The organism is Puia sp., assembly GCF_035546395.1.
Classification (GTDB): domain Bacteria; phylum Bacteroidota; class Bacteroidia; order Chitinophagales; family Chitinophagaceae; genus Puia.
This window is the reverse complement of the sequence record NZ_DASZXR010000019.1, coordinates 336,927-352,811: the sequence shown is the minus strand read 5'-3', so window position 1 is coordinate 352,811 and position 15,885 is coordinate 336,927. Positions and strand designations below refer to the sequence as shown.

Annotated in this window: 14 protein-coding genes; 7 read left to right on the top strand and 7 right to left on the bottom strand. The window is 55.2% G+C overall.

Annotation, left to right across the window (positions count from 1 at the left end; all coding sequences use genetic code 11):
- Positions 1-3 precede the first annotated feature (3 nt).
- Positions 4-1,041: a glycosyltransferase family protein gene (locus VHE34_RS27885; protein WP_325594203.1), complete on the top strand. Its 1,038-nt coding sequence runs from the start codon at positions 4-6 to the stop codon at positions 1,039-1,041.
- Between the two features lie 282 nt (positions 1,042-1,323).
- On the opposite strand, the gene phoU is transcribed toward VHE34_RS27885, so the two are convergent.
- The 6 genes from phoU to VHE34_RS27855 all read right to left on the bottom strand — a co-directional run bounded on the left by phoU (position 1,324) and on the right by VHE34_RS27855 (position 7,133).
- Positions 1,324-1,989, bottom strand: a complete 666-nt coding sequence (gene phoU / locus VHE34_RS27880; RefSeq protein WP_325594201.1) for a phosphate signaling complex protein PhoU — start codon at positions 1,987-1,989, stop codon at positions 1,324-1,326.
- A 72-nt stretch (positions 1,990-2,061) separates the two neighbouring features.
- Positions 2,062-2,820, bottom strand: coding sequence for a phosphate ABC transporter ATP-binding protein PstB (gene pstB / locus VHE34_RS27875; RefSeq protein WP_325594199.1), 759 nt, complete (start codon positions 2,818-2,820; stop codon positions 2,062-2,064).
- Positions 2,802-3,674 (bottom strand): phosphate ABC transporter permease PstA, encoded by an 873-nt coding sequence (pstA, locus tag VHE34_RS27870; RefSeq protein ID WP_325594197.1) that lies wholly within the window; start codon positions 3,672-3,674, stop codon positions 2,802-2,804. The genes pstB and pstA overlap by 19 nt, the downstream gene beginning before the upstream one ends.
- A gap of 5 nt (positions 3,675-3,679) precedes the next feature.
- The gene (gene pstC, locus VHE34_RS27865) at positions 3,680-4,666 is read right to left on the bottom strand and encodes a phosphate ABC transporter permease subunit PstC (protein ID WP_325594195.1); all 987 of its coding nucleotides are present in this window, start codon (positions 4,664-4,666) and stop codon (positions 3,680-3,682) included.
- A gap of 14 nt (positions 4,667-4,680) precedes the next feature.
- The gene (gene pstS, locus VHE34_RS27860; protein ID WP_325594193.1) at positions 4,681-5,793 is read right to left on the bottom strand and encodes a phosphate ABC transporter substrate-binding protein PstS; all 1,113 of its coding nucleotides are present in this window, start codon (positions 5,791-5,793) and stop codon (positions 4,681-4,683) included.
- 50 nt (positions 5,794-5,843) lie between these two features.
- Positions 5,844-7,133 carry a hypothetical protein gene (locus tag VHE34_RS27855; RefSeq protein WP_325594191.1) on the bottom strand — a complete coding sequence of 430 codons (1,290 nt, stop codon included), beginning with the start codon at positions 7,131-7,133 and terminating at the stop codon, positions 5,844-5,846.
- 333 nt (positions 7,134-7,466) lie between these two features.
- On the opposite strand from VHE34_RS27855, the gene VHE34_RS27850 reads away from it, so the two are divergent.
- From VHE34_RS27850 to VHE34_RS27825, 6 genes are all read left to right on the top strand, one after another.
- A complete protein-coding gene (locus VHE34_RS27850; protein ID WP_325594189.1) occupies positions 7,467-8,117 on the top strand; it encodes a DUF47 domain-containing protein in 651 nt (216 codons plus the stop codon).
- Positions 8,118-8,128: 11 nt separating this feature from the next.
- Positions 8,129-9,145, top strand: a complete 1,017-nt coding sequence (locus VHE34_RS27845; protein ID WP_325594187.1) for an inorganic phosphate transporter — start codon at positions 8,129-8,131, stop codon at positions 9,143-9,145.
- 86 nt (positions 9,146-9,231) lie between these two features.
- A complete protein-coding gene (locus VHE34_RS27840; protein ID WP_325594185.1) occupies positions 9,232-9,612 on the top strand; it encodes a hypothetical protein in 381 nt (126 codons plus the stop codon).
- A gap of 51 nt (positions 9,613-9,663) precedes the next feature.
- Complete coding sequence (locus VHE34_RS27835) at positions 9,664-11,058, top strand: TolC family protein (protein ID WP_325594183.1); 1,395 nt, start codon at positions 9,664-9,666, stop codon at positions 11,056-11,058.
- A gap of 11 nt (positions 11,059-11,069) precedes the next feature.
- Positions 11,070-14,312 (top strand): efflux RND transporter permease subunit, encoded by a 3,243-nt coding sequence (locus tag VHE34_RS27830; RefSeq protein WP_325594181.1) that lies wholly within the window; start codon positions 11,070-11,072, stop codon positions 14,310-14,312.
- Entirely contained in the window at positions 14,309-15,394 is a 1,086-nt protein-coding gene (locus VHE34_RS27825; RefSeq protein WP_325594179.1) for an efflux RND transporter periplasmic adaptor subunit, read from the top strand. Before VHE34_RS27830 ends, VHE34_RS27825 begins: the two co-directional genes overlap by 4 nt.
- Positions 15,395-15,415: 21 nt before the next feature.
- Here VHE34_RS27825 and VHE34_RS27820 read toward each other — a convergent pair whose 3' ends face one another.
- Positions 15,416-15,883 (bottom strand): PepSY-like domain-containing protein, encoded by a 468-nt coding sequence (locus VHE34_RS27820; protein ID WP_325594177.1) that lies wholly within the window; start codon positions 15,881-15,883, stop codon positions 15,416-15,418.
- Between the last annotated feature and the right edge of the window lie 2 nt (positions 15,884-15,885).

Below are 15,885 nucleotides of genomic sequence, written 5' to 3'. Positions count from 1 at the left end.
CTTATGAAGATATTCTATGCAGTACAGGCAACGGGCAACGGCCATATCAGCCGTGCGATGGAACTACTCCCCTATTTCCAGCGCTATGGCGAGGTGGATATCTTTCTCAGCGGTGCGAACAACAGTCTTCAGCTGGATGCCGCTGTCAAGTACCGCAGCCGGGGGCTGAGCCTTTTCTATACCAATAGCGGTGGCCTGAACTACTGGGAGATCGCCCGGCAGGTAGCTCCGATGCGAGTTTGGAAAGAGGTGCGCGATCTGCCGGTCGAAAGATATGACCTTGTCATCAATGACTTCGAGTCGATCACTTCCCTGGCCTGCCTGTTCAAGAAAGTTCCTTCCGTCAATTTCGGTCACCAGGCGAGCTTTATATCGCCAAAGGTCCCGCGCCCCGAGCACAAAGACAGGATGGGCGAATGGATCCTGCGGAACTATGCCCGGGCAACGCAGTATGTGGGGCTTCATTTCAAACAATACGACGATTTTATCCTCCCGCCGGTGATCAAACGCGAGATCCTGCAGGCCGAACCGCAGGACATTGGACATATTACGGTCTATCTTTCTTCCTATAGCGATGCCCAGGTGCGCAAATATCTTCAGCCGCTGCAGGAGTTCCGGTTCCAGGTGTTCTCCAGGGAGGTCAAAAAGCCCACATCCGACGGGAATATCCTTTTCCTGCCGGTCAGCAAGCTGGCGTTCAACAAGAGCCTGATCACCTGTACCGCCATTCTTACGGGCGCCGGCTTCGAGACCCCGGCGGAGGCACTTTATCTCGGGAAGAAGTTGATGGTGATCCCCATTCGCGGCCAATATGAGCAATTCTGCAATGCGGCCGCGTTACAGAAGATGGGGGTTCCGGTCCTGAAGGCGCTGGATGCGAATTTTGCCGCGTTCTTTCGTCCCTGGATGGAGCGGAAGCGGAAGCCTTGTCTGCATCTGGACTATTCTACGGAGGCTATTGTGAGCTACCTGATGCATCACTGCCACCGGGAGAAGCAGGGTTCGTTGGATATGCTGTATCCGGATGCGATCTTCAACTAGGCAGGCCCATTTGCCATTTATGAAAAAAGCGGCGAGCCACAGGCCTGCCGGATTGAAAATCATTAACCCCGGCATAGCCGTCGCCCGACGGCGCAGCGGCGCGGGGGATCAATAACAAAAAGTCCTTTTATAGACATAAAAGGACTTCTGCATGAGAAAATTCAACTCTACATATATAAACCATCGATTAAGCCAGATCGCGGTGTAAAAGTAAACTCCCCGTATTACGGGGAGTTTACTGAATCATTATCGAAATATTATTGATTTGATGCCTTTCGGGGCCTATGCAAATTTCCCTTTGTGTTTCAGCACTTTAGCTTCCAGGTAGAAGATGATCTCTTCGGCGATGTTCTTGGCCTGGTCGCCGACCCGTTCGAGCTTGCGGATCGTGGACAGGATCCAAAGGGCCTGGGAGGTCTCTTCGGGATGGTTCCTGATGTATTCCTCCAACACCTTGTGCGAGCTGCGGTTCACGTTGTCGAGGAAGTCATCTTTCTTGAAGACGCTACGGGCGAGGATGGTATCCTCCTTTTCGAAGGCGTCCTGGGTATCGGCCAGCATATTGACGGATTCTTCGTACATCGGCAGGATGCGGGACACTTTCAGGAGCTCCTCGGAGAACGGGGATTCGGTGTCGATGATGTATTTTGCGATGCCTTCGGCGATGTCGCCGATGCGTTCGAGGTTGGAATTGATCTTCAGCACGGCCAGCAGGAAGCGCAGGTCGATGGCCACGGGGCAGAAGAGGGCGAAGATGTTCTCGCAGTCGCGATCGATCTTCAGCTCGCTGCCGTTGACCCTTTTTTCCTTCAATACCACTTCCCGGGCCAGGTCCTTATCAAAGGTGACGAAGGCCTGGCGGGCCTTGCTCAGCTGCGAATTGACGAGGGACCACATATTGACGGCCTCGGTTTTCAGCAGCTGTAATTCGGTTTCTATTTGTGCCATGGTTTACTTATAAATGAAAATGTAGGTTATAAAGATAATAAATACACGCCGTTGCCGGCATTGGGGCCGGGATCAGCTGAAGCGGCCCGTGATATAGTTTTGCGTTCGCTGATCTTTGGGATTGGTGAACATCGTCTTTGTCTCGTCGTATTCCACCAGCTCGCCGAGGAAGAAGAACGCCGTCTTGTCGCTGACGCGGGCCGCCTGCTGCATATTGTGGGTCACGATGATGAGCGTGTAGTTCGTCTTCAGCTCATGGAACAGCTCTTCCACGGTCGAAGTGGAGATGGGGTCCAGTGCGGAGGTGGGCTCGTCGAAGAGGATCACTTCCGGTTCCATGGCGACGGTGCGGGCGATGCAAAGGCGTTGCTGCTGACCGCCGGAGAGGAAGGAGCCTTTTTTATTCAGGGAGTCTTTTACTTCTTTCCAAAGGGCGACTTTGGTGAGCGAGCGTTCGACGATCTCGTCGCGTTCGGCTTTTGGCAATTTGATGCCATTGAGTTTGTAGCCGGCGATGACGTTGTCGTAGATGCTCAGGTTGGGGAAGGGGTTTGGGCGCTGGAATACCATACCGATCTTGAGCCGGACGAAGATGGGATGCATCTGGTAGACGTCCTCGTCGTTGAGCTTCATTTCCCCGTTGCTGGTTGCGCCGGGGATCAGTTCGTGCATGCGATTGACACATCGCAGGTAGGTTGTCTTACCGCACCCGGAGGGACCCATGACAGCGATGATATGGTTCCGCGGGATGTCGATATTGACATTTTTAACGACGTGATTGGTACCAAACGAGGCGTTGAAGTTCCTGCTCTTTATAATTGTACTTTCCATTTTCTTGTTATAACCTTGGTAAAGATGTTTAGGAATAAGACCCAGCACAACAAGATCAACGATGCCCCCCAGGCGAGGTTCAACCAGTCCTGGTAGGGGCTGGTGGCGTAGTTGAAGATCAGCAGGGGCAGGCTTTGCATGGGTTTGCCAATATTGACCGAAAGATAGGGATTCCCGAATGCGGTGAACAGGAGGGGCGCCGTCTCGCCGGTGATGCGCGCCACCGAGAGCATAACGCCGGAGAGGATACCGCTGATACCTACCGGTACGATGACCTTGAAGATCACCCGATGGAAGGGCATGCCCAGCGCCAGCGCGGCCTCTTTCAGGGAATCGGGCAGCAGCTTGAGCGTCTCTTCTGTCGACCGGACGATAATGGGCAGCATCATGATGGCCAGGGCGAAGCTGCCGGACAGGGCGGAGAATCCGCCTTTGTGGTGGATGGGCCCCAGGTCCCAGGGCCGCACCAGCCAGAAATAGGCGACGATGCCGACTACGATCGAAGGAACGCCCTGGAGAATATCCGTGCACAGGCGGACCCAGTAGGCGAGGCGGCTCCGGCGGTTCTCGCTAAGATATACCCCCGCCATGATGCCGATGGGGATCGCGATGACGGCGGCGACCAGGATGATGATGATGCTTCCGACCAGTGCGTTAGCGATACCGCCGCCCGACTCGCCGACGGGCTTCGGGACATTCACCAGGAAGTGCCAGTTGATCTTGGTGATACCGGCCTTGACGATGTAAAAAAGGATCGCCAGCAGGGGGACGAGACAGGCGAAGGCGAGGACATAGATCAGCCATTGGAAGCCATAGCTCTTGCCAAGCCGCAGTTTTATGTTTTTTCCGTCCATGGTGTTTATTCGTTGGTGAAGCGATCGATTATCTTCTTGCCGATGAGGTTGATCACGACGGTGACCAGGAACAGCACCAGCCCGAGTTCGATCAGGGCCGACAGGTATACCGGTTTATCGGCCTCGGTAAACTCGTTAGCGATGACGCTGGCCATGGTGTTCCCCGGAGCGAAGATGCTTTTCGGGATCAGACTGGTGTTGCCGATGACCATGGTGACGGCCATTGTTTCACCCAGTGCACGACCCAGCGACAGCAGGATGCCCGCAAACAGGCCCGATTTGGTATACGGCAGGATCACGCTGCGGATGACCTCCCAGCGAGTGGCGCCAAGGCCATACGCCGCCTCCTTCAAATGGGAAGGAACGAGGGAGATCATGCTGCGGCCGAGGGAGGCGGCATAGGGAATGATCATGACGGCGAGGATCAGCGAAGAGCTGAAGATGCCTACGCCAACGGGCGTCACCCCGATACCGGACTCGAAGCTGCGGACGATCGGCACCAGCACGGCCAACCCCCAGAAACCATAGATGACGGACGGCACCGCGGCGATCAGTTCGACTGCATTCTTCAGGAAATTGGGCAGCCAGCCTTTGGGATGATATTCCCCCAGGAAGATGGCCACCGAGATCGAGAACGGGATCGAGATGATCAGCGCCAGGAACGAGGTGAGCAGGGTCCCCAGGAGGAAGGGCCAGGCTCCATAAATATCCTGTACGGGATCCCAGACCTTGCTCCAGAGGTATTTTGGGCCAAGGCTCGAGATGGACAGACGGGACTGCCAGGCAAGGGTGAGACAGATGCCCAGTACCAGGACGATCATGAGCAGTCCCATGATCATCAGCGACCGCTTAAAGATGTTTTCCGTGCGTATTTGCCGGAAAGAGCGTCTCGCCCGCGCTTTTGATTTGGCGATGGCTTCGGGCGAAGAATTAATTACCCGCAGCGGTGAGTCGCTGCGGGTAATCATCCCATTCTCTACAGATGTATCCATAACACAATATAAAGTTATTGTAAGATCGGCTTGCCATCATAGGTCACTGACTTCAGAACGGCATCCCCGGCGCTGACGGCGGCGGGAGAGAGCGGAGCGTAGGTCAGTGCGCTGCTGTATTGCTGGCCGTCGTGGATCATCCACTGCAGCAGCTTCACGAGACGGGTAGCACGGTCGAGTGTGCGGTCGCCATATTTCTGCTCCTTGTAGATGATGACCCAGGAAAAGCTGGAGATGGGGTATCCATCGGCAGCATCCGTGTTGGTCAGGGAGACCTTCGTATCGGCGGGGATCTGGATGTTAGCGGCGGCAGTTACACTGGCGATGCTGGGGGTGATAAAGTTACCGGCCTTGTTCTGGACCTTGGCATAGGCCATGTTGTTCTGAACGGCATAGGCCAGCTCGATATAACCGATAGCGCCGGGCGTCTGTTTGACCAGGCCGGCAACGCCTTCGTTACCCTTACCGCCGAGCCCAACGGGCCAGTTGACGGAAGAGCCCTTGCCGACCTTGGTATTCCATTCTTCGCTCACCTTGGAAAGGTAGGTGGTGAAGATGTTGGACGTACCGCTGCCATCGCTGCGATGAGCGACCGTGATGGTCGTAGCCGGTAGCTTAACCCCTTTGTTGTCGGCGGCGATCTTCGGGTCGTTCCATTTGGTGATCTTGCCCAAAAATATATCGGCCAGGACGGCGGGCGTGATCTTCAGGGTATCCTTTACTTCGGGCAAGTTGTAGCTGATCACGACGGCGCCTTCGGTGATCGGAATATGCACGACCGGGGCCGAGAGTGCAGAATCCTGCTTGCCGTTCATCGGGGCGTCGGATGCACCGAATTCCACGGTCTTTGCGGTCAGCTGGGAGATGCCTGCGCCGGAACCAACGGATTGATAGTTGATCTTTTGGTTGTTGGCTTTGTCGTACTCGGAAAACTGCTTCGAGAACAGGGGGTTGTCGAAAGAGCTCCCTGCGCCGGTGATCATGTTGTCGCTGCTGCCGGCGGCTGCGGTGCTATCGGCGCCGCTGGTGCTGCCACCACCGCCGCAGGAGACCAGGCTCATGCTGATGATAGCAAAGAAGGCCCCGGCGGCCAGGGTGCGATGAATTTTGAAAGAATTCTGTTTCATGTTGTAAAATTGGGAGTTAAGAATCAAAAATCGTTAGACTATGCCGTATTTTATTTTCCGAATACGAAATAGAAGGTCATGCGATAGACGATGTCATAGTCGCCATTGTACGCGCCGCTTTTGCCATCCAGCTGGGTCTTGTAGTGGTTGTACCAGATGTTGGGCATCAAGTGGACATTCTTGGCCGGGGTAAAGTCCAGACCGGCGGTGATGAACATTTGTTTATAGGTGATGTCGTTGAGCGATCCGACCGGAGTGCCGTCCACGTAGTTACCGATCGTAGAAACCCCGGCTTTATACCCGGAATACAGACTGTTGTCCACCTTGTTGTTCGGGCTGTAGCCGTCCCAGCGGGCGAAGAAACGGAGAGAGTTCTTGATGATGTCGCCATGAACGTAGGCGGATATTCCCTGGGCGTTGGGGGACAGGTAGGTGGTTTTGCCGTCGGATTTGTTGGTTGCGGCGATGGCATTCTGCAGGTGGTTAACAAAGGCTTCCACGCCGATCGTGAGGGCGGGGGTGTTATAGGCCACATAGGCCTTGGTCATCTGGCGGGAAACGTGTCCATATTGGATGTCGCCGTTTTCGGGCACCCAGCCGATCCTTTCATAGTCGCCATACAGGTCAAAAATGAGCTTTTTGTCCAGGAACATGAAATAAACGTCGCCGTAGAACCATTTGAAGTTATCGGCTTCCGGTTTAGCGCTGCTGCCATTGGCGACCAACAAGTTATAGCCGAAATTCTTGGTTTTCGGATCGAAGTTGCCCTGCAGCCCGACGCCCAGATCATACGAAGGGGTCCGGCGGATATCGGTGATGGTTCTCTCGATCGAACGGTAGGCCCAGATCTTCTCTGTCAGCATGGGGAAGGTGGGTGTAGCCTGTTGACCGACTACCAGATCGGTACCGTTCCAGATATTCTTCCAGCGGATGTTGGCCAACTTGATGTAGAAAGTCTCCTTGTTGTTCAACAGTTCGTCGCCGGAGGTTCCGGAACCGGGAGGGTTATTGGCAGGAAAGTTGTCTTCGGCTGCCAACAGCAATTCTGCCGAGAACTTTTGAGTGATGTTGTAATCATAGCCCAGATAGATACGGCGGAACTGGAAAGCAGAGCGGCCGGCGGGGATACCGGTGTACTGGTTAGCATTGCCCCGGTTGAGCGAATCGCTGTGTCCTTTAGCGTAGTAGTCACCAAACATATAGCCCCAGAGACGACCGGAGTTGGCCCTGCCCGCCTTGAAAGCAGAGTCACTGTTCCAAAGGTATTGCGCCTGGGAGGCGATGGTTAAAAGTGAAAAAGCTACGATAAATAGGAGTTGTTTTGCTGTAAAGCGTTTCATAAAAGTCTTGGTTCGTTAAGATTTAAGTTAACTGGTTCGACGTTCGTTAATTCGCTGCAAAACAATGTTTATGCGATGACCCGAATGTTACCGGAATGTTACCTTAACGTTAACAGTTAACAAATGAGCGCAACGTTGTTAAAATCTGAGCCATTTAATGTTTGTTTATGAATAAGTTATGAAGGCGGATAATTTGCAATCCGATAACTTGCCCTGAAATTTTGTTAATGGCCGCCTGCCCCCTTGGAGACTAATGTTAAGAAATCATTACCAACAGTTCTCTTCTCCGCTCACCGCCGATAATCGGATTAACTTGTCTTCTTTTTAATCGACATGAAGGGTTTCAATGCATTTGTTCAGCTGTTCCTGCCCAAGGACAAGGTCTTTTATTCTCTTTTCGAGGAGGTAGCGGACGGTGTGGGCAGAATGGGAGAATTATTAAAGAAGGTGGTCAACGAGCCCGACTATGACAAGCGGGCGGCGTTGATCTTGCAGCTGGAGACGCAGGAGCATGTCAATGACGATCTCACCCATCGTATCTTTACGGAATTGGGCCGTAATTTCATCACTCCCTTCGACCGCGAGGATATTCACTACCTGGCCAGCGCCCTCGACGATATCTGTGACTATATCTATGCGGCGGCGAAGAAGATCAATTTTTATAAGGTGAATCCGAACGATCCCGGCATTTTAAAGATGGCGGACCTGATCGAGTCCGGGGCCAAACAGATCCGGGGGGCGGTGAAGGAGCTGCGGAATATGCGGGATATGCGGACCATCACCGATGCCCTGGTGCGGGTGAACAGCATCGAGAACCAGGCGGACGATATTTTCGATAGGAGCATCGAGCGGCTTTTCGAGACCGAGCCGGATGCGAAGGAGGTGATCAAGAAGCGGGATATCTACCAGGTTATGGAGATCGTCACCGACAAATGCGAGGATGCGACCAATGTGATCGAATCTATTATTATTAAATACGCCTAAACCGGCCGGAGTTGATCCTTTTGTTTACCATCATCGCGCTGGCCCTGATCTTCGACTATATCAACGGCTTTCACGATGCTGCCCTTACCATTACCACGATCGTTTCCACCAAGGTCCTTACCCCATTCCAGGCAGTACTTTGGGCGGCCATCTTCAATTTTGCGGCTTTTTTCATCTTCAGCCAGTATATCGGGCATTACCGGATCGGGAGCACGGTGGCGCATCTTGTCAACCGGGAATTCATCACGTTGCCGGTGATCGGGTCGGGGCTGGTCGCCGCGCTGGCGTGGAACCTGTTTACCTGGTGGTTCGGCATTCCGTCCAGCTCTTCGCATACCCTGCTCGGAGGATTCGTGGGTGCGGCGCTGGCGCATGCCGGTGGTTGGGTCGTGCATGGCCGCGCGGTGATCGAATACAGTAATGTCATTCCCGCTTTCCTTTTTATTGCCCTGGCGCCGTTGATCGCGCTGATCGCTGCGCTGGTGATCACCGTCCTCGTGATCAATCTTTTCCAGCGAAGCAATCCTTATAAGGCCGAAGGCTGGTTCCGGCGGCTGCAGTTGGTGTCCTCGGCGCTGCTTAGTCTCGGACACGGCAGTAACGACGCTCAAAAGGTGCTGGGGATCGTCGCCGCCGCCCTGATGGCTCACGGCGACCTCGACGATATCAACCATGTCCCACACTGGGTGCCGCTGGCCTGCTTTTCAGCCATTGCCCTTGGTACGGTGAGTGGTGGTTGGCGGATCGCCAAGACCATGGGCAAGCGGGTGACGAAGGTCAGCCCGATGGAAGGGTTCTGTGCGGAGATGGCCGGCGCGTTGACCCTTTTCCTCACCCAGTGGCTGGGCATCCCGGTCAGCACCACCCACATTATCACCAGCAGCATTATCGGCGTCGGAAGCACCAAGCGGATGTCGGCCGTGCGTTGGGGCGTGACTATCAATCTTCTTTGGGCGTGGATCCTGACCATCCCGTTGAGTGGCGGGCTGGCTGCCCTCATCTACTGGGCAGCGGGGCCTTTGTTTTAGGCAGTCTTACCGTTGGTCCGTTTTTAGTCATTCTTTTTGAGATGCAGGTATGCCAAGCTGGATTTTATCGTTAAATTCGCGGATCGATGGGGAAAAACTTACATAAGTTTTCTTTTTATGCGCTGATCCTGGCGGTTTATGGGGTGTTCTTCTCCGTCGAATCTTTTTATAATTTCGAAGGGCATTCCGAGGCGCGGGAGATCATCCGATATTCGGCCTTTCTTCATGCCCGGTCGGGCGAGCCGGGTCTTAACGCCCCGCGGGTGCATTATCCCGGTTCGCATAGGACCAAGCTACGGCTCAACAAACGGTATCATGGGGAGGAATTTGCGCCCTGTACCGTCTATGAGGCGCCGGCGCCGGCGGTGATCGTCACGCCCCGTGAATTGGGCGTCTTTTGCCTGCGTCCCCTGCCGTCGGTATCCCTCATCCGTCCGCAGCTTCGTGGCCCGCCCCTTGCCGTCTGAGCGTTCACTGCCTGACTGTCCTCTATTTTTTTTAATCCATTTTACATTTGTATGGTCACTTTCTGCATCAGAAAGTTTGGTAGGGCTATCGGCATATTCCTGCTGATGCCTTCGCTTTCGGTATTTGCACAACAAAAATATTCGCTCAAAGATTATGTCGACAGCGCTCAGCGCCATTTGCCGGTATTGCTGCAGAAGCAGGCGCTGGTCGAAGCGGCCAGCGCCGGGGTCACCGACGCACGGCATGCCTTCCTGCCCACTTCCTATATCGGGGACGAGGTAACGGCGGGTACGGATAACTCGATCCCCGGATCGTATATCTCCTTTGGGATCATCCCTTCCAGTTCAAGCGGGGTCAGGAGTTCGAACCTTTACCAGGCCGCAATTGGCAATATCGGTTTCTTTTACAACCAATTTGAATTATTGGATTTTGGCCTGAAGAAGGCCACGGTGCGCAATGCGCAGGCCTATCTGGGTCTCACACAGGCGGACCGGGACCGGGAGGCCTACCTGATCAAGTGGCAGGTGGCCAAGTTGTATCTCGACATTCTGAAAAGCCGGTTCCAACTGGCCATCGATCAGCAGAATGTCAGCCGGTATGACACCCTCTTCACGGTGATCCGTGCGGTGACCGAGAGTGGGATCAAGCCCGGGGCGGATTCCTCGCTGGCCAAGGCGGAGCTGTCGAAAGCCCGGACAACCTATAACCAGACGCTCGGCGACATCCGGCAGCTGCAGCAACAGCTCTCCTATCTTTCGGGGATCCCGGTGGACAATGTCGCGATCGACACATCGAAGACCGGCATGTACCTGTCGACGCTCACCGGCATCGGTAATTTGCAGCCAGGAGCGGCTAATCCGCTGATCGATTTTTTCACGAAGGAGAAAGAGCTGTACCTGCAACGGGAAGAGCTTGTGAAGAAGAGCTTTTTGCCACGAGTGTTGCTCAATGGCGTTGGCTGGGCCCGGGGTTCGAGTATCGATTACACCAATAATTACAAGTCTTCGGCGGTCAGCGGGCTGGGCTATCAGCGGTTCAACTACCTCGCGGGGCTGACGCTGGAATACGATCTGTTCAATATTGTTCATCGTCGCGACAAGGAGCGAATTGCAAGGAACAATGCCATTGCCAGCGATTATGGCCTTCAGCAACAACAGCTGGAACTGCAAAATGTGGGGAACAAGGCCGACGAGGCGATCCGGACGGCGACGAAGAACCTGGCGGAGGTGCCGATCCAGATCGGTTCGGCCACCGATGCGTTCAACCAGAAGACAGCGCAATATAAGGCGGGGATCATCAATGTCGTCGATCTGACCAATGCGTCCTTTGTTCTTTACCGTTCGCAGTCGGATTATATCCAGACGCTGAGCGACTGGCTGTTGGCCAACCTGGACAAGTATTCCTCGACCGGGTCCCTGGACCAATTCATTCAATCTATCAAATAACATTCTTTATAATGGTAAGAGTAGCTTTAAAAAGGCCGATCACAATCATCGTTCTGTTCGCCGGGATCCTGTTGTTCTCGGTCATGGCGGTCCGGACGATCCCGATCGATATCTTTCCCAAGTTGAATGCGCCGACGATCTATGTCATCGAGCAGTACGGCGGCATGTCGGCGCAGCAGATGGAAGGTTTTTTTGCGACCCGGATGCAGGATCAATTCCTTTATGTCAACGGCATCAAGAACATCGAGAGCCGCAATATCCAGGGTCTGTCCCTGATCAAACTCACGTTCTATGAGAACACCGATATGGCCGAAGCCTCGGCGCAGGTGGCGTTGCAGGTGAACCGGACTGCTGCGTTCTTCCCGCCTGGCGCCCTGCCGCCGCAGGTAGTGCGTTTCGACGCTTCCTCCCTGCCGGTGGGTGAGTTGGTGTTCAGCAGTAAGACCCGGCAGTTGAAGGACATCTTCGACCTGGCCTTGACGCGCGTCCGGCCGCTTTTCGCGACGGTGCCCGGGCTTTCGGCTCCGCCCCCTTTCGGCTCCAATGCCCGATCGGTGCTGATCAACGTCAACCCGGAGAAGCTCCGGATGTACAATCTGTCGGCGGACGAAGTAGTGCAGTCGATAGCAAAGAACAATGCCATCACGCCTTCGGGCAACCTGCGGGTGGACAGCATGATGTATGTTACCTCGATCAATTCGCTGGAGGGCAAGGTGCAGCATTTCGAGGAGATCCCGGTCCGGAGCAATGGGAACGGGATTATTTATGTGCGGGACGTGGCGACGGTTGCCGACGGCGCCGATATCACGGTCGACTATGCATTGGTGAATGGGAAGCGAAGCGTCTATATCCCGGTTGTGAAAACGGCCGACGCCTCGACCTGGGAGGTGGTGCAGACCTTGCGCAAACGCATTCCCGAGATGAAGAGCCTGCTGCCCGACGACGTGGACATCAGTTATGAATTCGATCAATCGGTGTTCGTGATCAACTCGGCCAAGAGCCTGATGACGGAAGGCATCCTTGGCGCGGTGCTTACCGGCCTGATGGTGTTGCTGTTCCTGCGGGACTGGCGAAGCAGTCTCGTGGTGATCATCACGATCCCGGTTGCGGTGCTGGGGGCCGTGTTCTTCCTCAAGCTGGCGGGCCAGACCGTCAATATCATGACGCTTAGCGGTCTCGCGCTGGCGATCGGCATCCTGGTGGACCAGGCGACGGTGACGATCGAGAATATCCACCAGCACCTGGAGATGGGCAATACGAAGAAAAAGGCGATCCTCGACGCCTGTTCGGAGATCAGTTTTCCGTTGCTGCTGATCCTTCTCTGTATCCTGGCCGTCTTTGCACCCGCCTTTGTGATGTCCGGAGTGCCGAAGGCGATGTTCCTCCCGCTTTCGCTGTCCATCGCCTTTGCGATGATCGTCAGTTTCGTTGCCGCGCAGACGCTCGTGCCGGTGATCAGCGTATGGATCCTCGACGAGAAAAAATTCCAGTATCACCATCGTGGGCCTCATGCGCATGCAGGCCTGGCGCTCGACAGCGGCGAGTGCGAACAGGTGTCGATGCATGGCCAACAGGAACACGAGCACCGGGAAGACAACGGTTTCTTTCAACGGATCAAGAACGGGCTGGCTTCCCGGCTGACAAAATGGATGCCGCACCGCCTGCTGCTGGTCATGGTCTACCTTATCCTGGCCTTTGGCGCGGCCGGGCTTTGCTTTGTCATTATTGGGAAGGACCTGCTGCCCAAAAGCAATACGGGCCAGCTGCAGCTGCGGGTACGGGAGCCCGACGGAACAAGGTTGGAAGTGACGGAAAAAGTGACCCAGGGTGTGCTTGGGATCATCGACAATACGGTAAATCACCATATCGCCATCTCGTCGGCATATGTAGGGCTGGTGCCGAGCAATTTCGGGACCAGTAACCTGTATATCTTCAACAGCGGGACGCACGAGTCGGTGATCCAGGTGAACCTCGACGAGGACTACAAGGTGAAGATCGAGGACCTGAAAGAGACGCTCCGGAAGAATATCCTTGCCGCCTATCCCGGCGTGAAGCTTTCGTTCGAGCCGATCGAACTGACGGAGAAGATCATGGCGCAGGGCGCTTCGACGCCGATCGAAGTACGGGTCGCGGGTAAGAACATGGACAATATCGAGTCCTATTCGGATCGACTGCTTACCGCGCTAAAAAAAGTCCCTTTTCTTCGGGATGTGCAGATCGCACAGCCGCTAAAGTTGCCTACGGTGCAGATAAGCGTCGACAGGAATAAGCTTGCGCTGATGGGGCTGTCCATCGATAACGTCTCGAAGAGCATTACGGATGTCACTTCCTCCAGCCGGTATACCAATAAGAATCTGTGGCTGGACGAGCAGAAGGCCTACACCTATCAAAGCCAGGTCCAGGTGCCGGAATATATCATGAACTCGATGCAGCAGTTGCAGTCGGTGTCGTTGGTGCCGGGACAGAACCGGCCGGTGCTTTCCGACGTGGCCACGCTTCGTGTCGATACCCTGCCCGGGGAATACGATCGCTCGGGACCGCGTCGCTACGTCACTGTCAGCGCCAACATCTACAAGAAAGACCTTGGATCGGCTACGGCGGCCGTTCAGAAGGCCATCGACCGGCTGGGCGCTCCGCCCACGGGCCTGGTGGCGGAGATCAAGGGGATGTCCTCGTTGCTGGTGGAGACGCTGGACTCGCTGCAAACGGGCCTCATGGCGGCGATCGTGGTGATCCTGTTGTTGCTGGCAGCCAACTATCAGTCCTTTGGCGTCTCCGTTGCCGTGCTGGCGACGGTGCCGGCGGTGTTGCTGGGTTCGATGCTCCTGTTGCTGGCTACCGGCGCGACGCTCAATCTTCAATCGTATATGGGTATCATCATGTCCACCGGGGTGTCGGTGGCCAATGCGATCCTGATCGTGACGAATGCCGAGAAATTAAGAACGGAATACCGCGATCCGTTCAAGGCGGCGATTGCGGCGGCCAGCATCCGGTTAAGGCCGATCCTGATGACCTCGCTGGCGATGATCGCCGGGATGATCCCGATGGCCAGCGGTCTTGGCGAAGCGGGGGACCAGTCGGCGCCGTTGGGGCGTGCGGTTATCGGCGGACTGGCGGCTTCGACATTTGCGGCCTTATTCATTGTGCCGCTGGTATACGCCTGGATCCGGCAAGGATCGTCCTTTGATGATGTTTCCCTTTTACCTGAAGATGATGTTTCCCTTTCACCTGAAAATTCAAAAACCACTATATGAACAAGAATATCTTTATAATTCTCGTATCGGCTTCGGCGTTGATCTACGGCTGTTCCGACGACAAGGCCGCCGATAAAACGCCGGCGACGCCGGCGGCGGCGCCCCAATATACGCTGGCCACCGCCGAAAAGCGATCCGTCGAGCAGGTGTACAAACTGCCCGCACAGCTTGCCGCTTACCAGGAGGTGAGCATCTTCCCTAAAGTGAACGGATATGTGAAGAGTGTGCTGGTGGACATCGGCTCGCATGTCGCCGCCGGTCAGTTGCTGATGGTGCTGGAAGACCCCGAATTGGAACAAGCCGCGGCGCAGGCGCGGGAGAAGTACTACCAGACCGTATCTTCCTATACCATCAGCCGCGAGAACTATGAGCGGCTCAGGCAGGCGTCAAAGACCCCGGGCGCGATCTCTCCCATGGACCTGGCGACGGCCAGGTCGAAGACGGAGGCCGACAGCGCCCTGTGCAACGCCGAAAAGGCTGCCTGGCAGCAACAGCAGGTGATGCTGGCCTATCTGAAAGTGACTGCGCCGTTCAAGGGCGTCATCACGCAACGCAACGTCCATCCCGGCGCCCTGGTCAGTGCGGAAGGCAAGGATGGCAAGCCGATGTTGGAACTGAAGGACGTGGACCGCCTTCGACTGCAAGTGTCCATTCCCGAGAGCATGGCGGGCACCCTCCGCGGCAACGACACGATCTCCTTCTACCTCAGCTCCTTCCCCGGGAAGCGGTTCGTGGGCCATATTGCCCGGAAATCGATGAACATCAACCAGCAGTACCGGTCAGAACCCGTCGAACTCGACGTTTATAATCAAGACGAGAAGCTGTCGCCCGGGATGTACGCGGATGTTCTCTTCGACAGCAAGGGAAATCCCAATGCGCTGGCGGTGCCGAAGACGGCTGTCGTGACCTCTACCGAGCGGAAGTATGTCATCGTCATCCGCGACGGCAAAACGGCGAGGGTGGATGTTTCGACGGGTAATGAAGGCAGCAGCCTTATCGAAGTGCTGGGCGATCTGCGACCCGGCGACCAGGTCGTCGCCAGTGCCAACGATGAGATAAAGGAGGGAGTTGCCCTAAAATAAGACGCCTTTAAAAGACCGGTGCTAAGCACCGGTCTTTTTTATTATTACACCATTGCGGTCGAAGTAGAGGAGGACCTCCTTTTTGAATGCGTCATAGTGCCAGGAGTCCAGTTGGGTCCCGTTATCGATATCGAGCCTATAGCGCAGGGGCTCGTCGGGGGATGAGACCTCGCTGATGTCGTCGATCTTCCAATCGGCGTAGCCGCTGTGCCGAAAGCCGTGTTTCACGGCAGCGGGCAGATCTTTTGTCAGGCCCAGGTGCTTTTCCGTCCGCAGCCATTTCCCGTCGGTGGAGAACCAGGTCACTTCCTTACTCCTGTCGGCGGTGATTTTTATCTTGTACCGATCATTCACGATTTCCCAGCCTTTGATCTTTGCGCCGGGATATTTTGCATTGACGCCTGCCGCGATAGTGGCCGGCAAGAGCTTTTTCCCGGTAAACGAGAATGCGAGTGCGATCCCCAACAGGGGCAGCAATATCTTTTTCATAA